Raw genomic sequence first — 6246 nt, 5'->3', positions numbered from 1 at the left:
GTTTCAAGAGACGATCCCCGTGATGGATCAATGTGACCTTGCTCCCGAACCGGCGCATTGCCTGTGCAAACTCCAAGCCGACATAGCCAGCTCCCAGAATCAGCAAGTGCTTTGGCACAACGTCTAGTTCTAACGCTTCGACATGCGTCAGAGGTTCGGCTTCACGTAACCCGGGAGTGTCGTCGATTGAAGCGCGGCTGCCGGTTCCAATCAGGATCTTGTCACCTTCGAGAACGCGAACCTGGCCTTCATTCGTGAGTACCTCGATTCGTTTCGGGCCGACAAATCGCCCGGACCCGAGAATCAACTCCGCCCCGCTAAGGTGGAACAAGTTTAGGTGCCCTTCAATTTCCGCGTGGACTAATTTACGCTTCCGTTCTCGGACTCCGGACATGTGTACGGCGACATCGCTGGCACTCAATCCGAACTCGCCAAGCCTATGTACGTAGGAAGAGACCTGCGCCGTGTGGATGATGTTCTTCGAAGGGAGACACGCGATATTCGGGCAAGCACCACCGATGTACTTGCGCTCAACGACCGCGACTCGTTGCCCCTGCTTCGCAAACGTCCAGGCAGAAAGCTTTGCGCCCGCGCCACTGCCAAGGATCACGATGTCATATTTTTCCGCTGGCCGATTATTATTCGCAGTCATCTGATGGCTCCCGTCGTACACTTCTTTCGCTTTGAGCATCACGCCCAACGCATGTCACCAGTATCTACTAAAATAAGCGGTGTTGTACAAGGTCAGCATCTGTTTGACTATCAGCACTAGTCAAATTTTAGAGGAGGATCCATGAACCAGTCGGTAGCCATCGTCACAGGGGCAAGTCAGGGCATCGGTCGTGCAACAGCGATTCGTCTTGCACAGGATTTCGCGGTCGTCGTCCTTGCAGCACGCAATAGCGACAATCTCAACGCAACTGCCGCCGAAGTCGAAAAAGCAGGTGCCAAGGCGCATGTTGTCGTAACGGACTTGTCGTTACCCGACGCAGCCAAGCTTCTGGTTGAAGAGACTCTTGCGACCTTCGGTCAAATCGATGCTGTTCTAAATATCGCAGGAGCGGTTCCCGGCATTGATCTCATGGAGATGACCGATCAGCAGTGGATCCAGGGTGCCGAACTGAAACTTCACGGGGCTCGACGCCTTACGATTCATGCATGGGATGCTTTGAAGAAGTCTCGTGGCTCTGTCGTATTCATCTCAGGCACCGCGGCATTGGAACCGAAAGCGGCAACTGCAGCAGTTGCAGTAATCAACGCTGCCATCGACGCCTTGGCGAAGGCCTTCGCCGAAAAAGGCGTGAGGGAAGGCGTACAGGTGAACAGCATGCTCCCGGGTGCGATCCTCACTCAGCGCCGACGCGCGATGCTGGAGAAAGCCGCAGCACAGCAGCAGATTACCGTAGACGCTGCAATCGAGCGATTTCCTGAGAAGGTGGGAATCGCGAGGCTGGGTACACCTGAGGAAATTGCGAATCTACTCGCGTACCTTGTTTCACCCGGAGCTCGTTGGCTTACCGGCACAGCAGTTCGGATGGACGGAGGCGAAGTGCGAGGAATTTAGTGACATCTCAGCGGAGGTTTGGCGGGGCTCTCGGATCGTCCCTCTTACTCAAAATCCCTTGATGTTGACCACATTAATTGAAGCGTTAGGCAACACCGACGACTTTACAACTGCTTCAATCGTCGTCGATAGGACTTCACCTTCAGACGATTGCCGCAAGTCGCCATACTGCACCAACGTCTCCGGCCCGGCCTCGTCAAGTCGTTGAACCAGTGAACACAAGTTGGATCATCGCAGCGTCGGACCCGGCGAAAATCGGCTGTTGAAAACAGCTCTGCGGCTTTCAAGGCAACCGGGGCGAGGAGCTGCTCCGCGGTATCCGCGGATCGAACTGTCTCGAGTGCAATCGTCTTGGACTTAGTCCACAGTAGTTGTGGATGGCTCTGAGCGGCAATGAGGAAAGCGTTTAGATCAGAAAAATCTGGAACTTTTCCTTCCTTGCGGGATTCGACAAGACTTCGAATCACGGTACGCAACGCTTGTGCGGCTCGCAATAGAGCGCCCGAGGGGCGCACGCTTGTCACGCCTTCGGGCGCCAAACCTGCTTGACGTAGCCAAGTAAAGACATCTTCATCTGTTTCGAAGAAGTCTTCCTTCCCGGACGCTGTCGGCCACTCCGTATTCAAGAAATCGAGGGCCGTATCGCTCGCGAGAAAAACTCCCCTCTTCTCAAATGATCTCGAATGTTTAGACATCACCTCAAGCATAGCGTTTCTTCTCAAAGTAACCTCTCCACCTAAATTATTAAGGTGTCGAACTGCACCCGACACCTTAATAGATGGCATCTAATGGTGTCGTGATTCGAATTTCACGTCGTTTCCCGTAAATTGGCTCAAAAACGGAACCGAATTTTTGATCGTATGTCGTCCGGCTTATTCCCAAAGGGATTGGCGGCTGAGGAGCGAATCATGAAGTGAATTGCCGGACCCTATTAAATTCTTTTGAAACCGCATCGATTGAGGCGTTTCTACCAGATTCCTTCATTCACCTCCTAGGGAGCACAAACGATGACCGATACTAAATTATCGAGCTTGTCTGGCGACGAATTTGAATCGTCCCAGATCGAAATCAACGGCAACAGCATCTTCTTCCGCCGGTATGGGAAAGGGCCAGCAATTCTGATGGTCCATGGCTTTCCCCGTACGAGCCTAATGTGGCGGCACCTTGCACCGAAGGTCGCCACCGACCACACAGTCATCTGTGTTGACCTGCGTGCCTATGGTCAAAGTGGCATCCCAGCGTCAACAGAGGATCATTTCCCATACTCCAAGCGCGCAATGGCCACGGAGTTGGTGGGCGTTATGGACAAGCTCGGCTTCCACAAGTTCACAGTCGTGGGTCATGACCGTGGCGGGCGTGTGTCTTATCGGCTCGCATTGGACCATCCAGACAGGGTCGATCGGTTGGCGGTGTTTGATGTTATTCCCATCCTGGAAGCATGGGATCGGACGGATGCTCGATTCGCCCGTACTTATTGGCCATGGATTATGCTGTCTCAACTGAATCCCTTGCCAGAAAGCTATCTGCTGGGCGCTCCTAAAGCCGTGTTCGAGAATCCCTTCGGCCAGGGTTCCTTCGGGCCCGACATCCTCGAACAATACGTGATGTCTTATCGGGATTCTGCACGCGTTCACGGCATTTGCGAGGAATATCGCGCCGCAGCAACCATAGATGTCGAACATGACCGTGCGGACAAGGAAGCACAAAAGCAAATCTTGTGTCCGATGCTGCACCTCTGGGCCGAGGGCGGACCATTAGACTCCCTCTACGGAAATGATGGTGGTCCCCTTGGCATCTGGCGGCAATGGGCTCCCCACGCCCAAGGTCAAGCAATGCGAGGAGGCCACTTCTTTCCAGAAGAAAACCCGGAGGACACGGCAAGTCTCCTGAGAGAGTTCCTAAAGGCGTAAATGCTCCGAGGCATGTCTGGTGAGCCGTTCTCAAACGGCTCACCAGCTAAAAGATCATTCCAGACAGGTGTCACGAGATTCTTGCTTCTCTTGGTTACAGCCAGATAAGCCGAAGCAAAAAAAATCGAGCTGCGTTTGCGGAGCTAAACCCTTGTTAGGCAGAAAGCAGGGGATTCGCCGGCCGCGCGGTACCGACATCCTGCAGAAATCTAGAGCAGGCGAACCATCCTTTTGAAGGTTCCCTCAAGCCCAAGTGTTCGCTATGGTTGGCTAATCGGTTGAGGGTGCCAATGGATGACAGGTTTCTAGGCGGATATGCAGCCACGACTAGCGGTCGCAGAACAGAGAGCGACGACATATTGGTTGTGGCTGCGGCTGCCGGCGACGCGTATGCCTATGAGGAACTGTGTCGTCGCCACTCAAAACAGATCTTTCGAACTGTGTTTCGGATCGTTCGCAATCCTGAAGACGCAGAAGATCTTGTTCAAGAGAGTCTGATGAAAGCCTTTAAACACCTTGCGACCTTCAAGCAAACATCGGCATTTTCTACCTGGTTGACGCGAATCGGGATCAATTGCGCCTTGATGCAGTTGCGAAGTCGACGTAAAGGGCTGGAGGGGCACTTGATCGTGCACAAAGACTTTGAGGATGGATTGTTCGAAGATTTTGCCGCAGACTTGCCGTCGCCCGAAGACCTGGTGGTTGAAGCCGAGAGGTCCGGTGCACTATCGCGGGCTATTACTTCGTTACCGGCACGCCTGAGAGATGTAATGACAGTCCGCTGTTACGACGATGCGAGCACAAAAGAGATCGCGATACTGATGGGCTTGACAGAACCTGCTGTGAAAGCGCGTCTCCATCGTGCACGTGCACGGCTTCGTCGAACGATGCTCTCGAGGATGCGCCCAAGGCGCTCTCTAGCCTAAACGCGGGAAAGGTGAAAGAAGGAAAACGAAATGGAAGATGAAATTCGGAGCGGTATAGCTCAAAATACATGTGACTGGAAAAACGAGACGACAGCAAAGACATACTCTTCAAAAGTTAGGCTGGACGGGCCTTCAAGTGGAAGATTACGCAGCTCGCCTTTGAAAAGCGTTTCGAAGCTTGTATCGATCGTTGCCCCTACGACAATCAACGTCCTTGTGCAAGGGGGGAAAGGGACCGAGAGAACACTCGTCGCCGAGACCATTCACGGCTTGAGTAATCGACGAAATGGCGCATTCGTTCGAATCGATTGTTCAGAACTATCCTTAGATCGTTTCGAAACTGAAATCTTCGGACAAGTGCCACGCACCACCTCTGGTGATTCCACTTCCCCCCGAACGTGTTTCGAACGCGCGTCCAAAGGGACTCTCTTTCTGTATGACGTCGGCGCGATCCCGCAGAATCTTCAACGTCGTTTGCTGCGTATCCTGCAAGATCGTGAGTTGCTTAAGCAATCAGGGAAGCGCGCTCATAAGATCGACGTTCGCCTGATAACAGCTAGCAACAGTGACTTATCAACTTTAGTAAAGCGATCCAGCTTCGATGAAGAGCTTTACAACTTGCTGAAAATCTTTGAAATTGAGGTGCCTCAGAAGAACTAGCATCACAGCACGCACTTCACGATCAGTAGAGATTTATCTCCGATCAACCGCAGCAACGCGGAGTGTCGCCATAGCGCACCAGAATTGATCTGTAGCAGGCCAGCACAACTCTGCAAGCCGACCCGGGGAGATTCAGTAGCAGGGGATAAAGATGGCCGGCTTCAAACCCGCAGTACTTATCGTCGATGATGACAAAGACGTTCGCGAGTCCTTGGCGTGTCTTTTCTCAAACTCTGGATATGATATTCGAGTAGCGGTAGATGGAGTCTCAGCACTCTTAGCACTCATGGACTATAAACCGGACGTGATCCTATCTGACATGAACATGCCTCGCCTGGGCGGAGACGAATTGTTACCCATGGTTCGCCACCTCTGGCCCTCAATTCGTATTGTCGCGATGAGCGGAGAGTTCTCCTCAGGAATCGTCCCACATGGCGTGGCTGCGGATGCTTTCTACGCTAAAGGTAGCGATTCTTGTTCTCGGCTCCTCGAGATTCTCTCGGAACTCAACTTCCCGTCACAATGCATATAAAAATCGAATCATGACCGATTTAGCTCGACTCATACGGGATCGAGATAGCCCCGAGAGATGGCGATGATTACGGCATGTGTTCGGTCATTCGCTCCCAATTTTTGAAAAATGTTCTTGAGATGACTCTTGATCGTTGGCTCTGCCAACTTAAGCTCCGACGCGATCAGTTTATTCGCTCTTCCTTTTGCAACGTTGCTGAGAACTTCGAGTTCCCGTGCCGTTAGCTCATCGTCAAGTGAATGTTTCCCTAGCTCTTTGGCGATCTCATCCGGTATCCGCTTCCGGCCGGCGGATACAACACGGATGGTTTCAAGCAGTTCCTTCCGAAGCATATTCTTCAAAAGGTATCCCACAGCGCCAGCTCTGAAGGCCTTTACGGCTTGGACATCACCGCGATAGGCAGTGAGCACGACGATGCGAGCCGAAGGAAATTCGCTGCGTATAGCGCGCGTTGCATCAATACCATTCATCCCAGGGAGATTTAGATCCATCAGGACAATGTCCGGTCGGTGTCGCCGGTAGCTTTCCAACGCTTCTTGACCCGACTCCGCTTCTGCGATCAAGATCATATCTTGCTGGCCGTTGATGGCAGCTGCAATTCCTTCACGCAGGAACGGGTGATCGTCAACTACAAGAACTTTAATTTGTCTCATC

The 6246-nt window shown here is 52.6% G+C and carries 8 protein-coding genes; 5 read left to right on the top strand and 3 right to left on the bottom strand.

What is annotated here, in order from left to right; translation table 11 throughout:
- Nucleotides 1–691: FAD-dependent oxidoreductase (locus tag GSQ94_RS17600; RefSeq protein ID WP_254063965.1), on the bottom strand; the 691-nt coding region annotated here is incomplete at its 3' end.
- A 102-nt stretch (nt 692–793) separates the two neighbouring features.
- On the opposite strand from GSQ94_RS17600, the gene GSQ94_RS17595 reads away from it, so the two are divergent.
- Nucleotides 794–1564 (top strand): SDR family oxidoreductase, encoded by a 771-nt coding sequence (locus GSQ94_RS17595; protein ID WP_158945154.1) that lies wholly within the window; start codon nt 794–796, stop codon nt 1562–1564.
- Nucleotides 1565–1668: 104 nt separating this feature from the next.
- On the opposite strand, the gene GSQ94_RS17590 is transcribed toward GSQ94_RS17595, so the two are convergent.
- Entirely contained in the window at nt 1669–2271 is a 603-nt protein-coding gene (locus GSQ94_RS17590; RefSeq protein WP_158945153.1) for an ABATE domain-containing protein, read from the bottom strand.
- 300 nt (nt 2272–2571) lie between these two features.
- Between GSQ94_RS17590 and GSQ94_RS17585 the strand changes: the two genes are divergently transcribed.
- The 4 genes from GSQ94_RS17585 (at nt 2572) to GSQ94_RS21920 (ending at nt 5592) form a co-directional block, all read left to right on the top strand.
- Nucleotides 2572–3474 carry an alpha/beta fold hydrolase gene (locus tag GSQ94_RS17585; protein ID WP_158945152.1) on the top strand — a complete coding sequence of 301 codons (903 nt, stop codon included), beginning with the start codon at nt 2572–2574 and terminating at the stop codon, nt 3472–3474.
- Nucleotides 3475–3764: 290 nt separating this feature from the next.
- Nucleotides 3765–4400 carry an RNA polymerase sigma factor gene (locus GSQ94_RS17580; RefSeq protein WP_158945151.1) on the top strand — a complete coding sequence of 212 codons (636 nt, stop codon included), beginning with the start codon at nt 3765–3767 and terminating at the stop codon, nt 4398–4400.
- Between the two features lie 30 nt (nt 4401–4430).
- Nucleotides 4431–5060: a sigma-54 dependent transcriptional regulator gene (locus tag GSQ94_RS17575; RefSeq protein WP_158945150.1), complete on the top strand. Its 630-nt coding sequence runs from the start codon at nt 4431–4433 to the stop codon at nt 5058–5060.
- Between the two features lie 151 nt (nt 5061–5211).
- Nucleotides 5212–5592 carry a response regulator gene (locus GSQ94_RS21920; protein ID WP_158945149.1) on the top strand — a complete coding sequence of 127 codons (381 nt, stop codon included), beginning with the start codon at nt 5212–5214 and terminating at the stop codon, nt 5590–5592.
- Between the two features lie 29 nt (nt 5593–5621).
- Here GSQ94_RS21920 and GSQ94_RS17565 read toward each other — a convergent pair whose 3' ends face one another.
- Complete coding sequence (locus GSQ94_RS17565; protein WP_158945148.1) at nt 5622–6245, bottom strand: response regulator transcription factor; 624 nt, start codon at nt 6243–6245, stop codon at nt 5622–5624.
- Nucleotide 6246: the final 1 nt, after the last annotated feature.

Origin of the sequence: Granulicella sp. S190, assembly GCF_009766095.1 — a bacterium.
Taxonomy (GTDB): Bacteria; Acidobacteriota; Terriglobia; order Terriglobales; family Acidobacteriaceae; genus Edaphobacter.
The sequence above is the reverse complement of the archived record's forward strand: the minus strand, read 5'-3'. Positions and strand labels throughout refer to the sequence as shown.

Coding starts and splice junctions, on each gene's coding strand:
- GSQ94_RS17575 (WP_158945150.1), top strand. CDS start 4,431: ATGGAAGATGAAATTCGGAGCGGTATAGCTCAAAATACATGTGACTGG.
- GSQ94_RS17565 (WP_158945148.1), bottom strand. CDS start 6,245: ATGAGACAAATTAAAGTTCTTGTAGTTGACGATCACCCGTTCCTGCGT.
- GSQ94_RS17590 (WP_158945153.1), bottom strand. CDS start 2,271: ATGCTTGAGGTGATGTCTAAACATTCGAGATCATTTGAGAAGAGGGGA.
- GSQ94_RS17580 (WP_158945151.1), top strand. CDS start 3,765: ATGGATGACAGGTTTCTAGGCGGATATGCAGCCACGACTAGCGGTCGC.
- GSQ94_RS17595 (WP_158945154.1), top strand. CDS start 794: ATGAACCAGTCGGTAGCCATCGTCACAGGGGCAAGTCAGGGCATCGGT.
- GSQ94_RS21920 (WP_158945149.1), top strand. CDS start 5,212: ATGGCCGGCTTCAAACCCGCAGTACTTATCGTCGATGATGACAAAGAC.
- GSQ94_RS17585 (WP_158945152.1), top strand. CDS start 2,572: ATGACCGATACTAAATTATCGAGCTTGTCTGGCGACGAATTTGAATCG.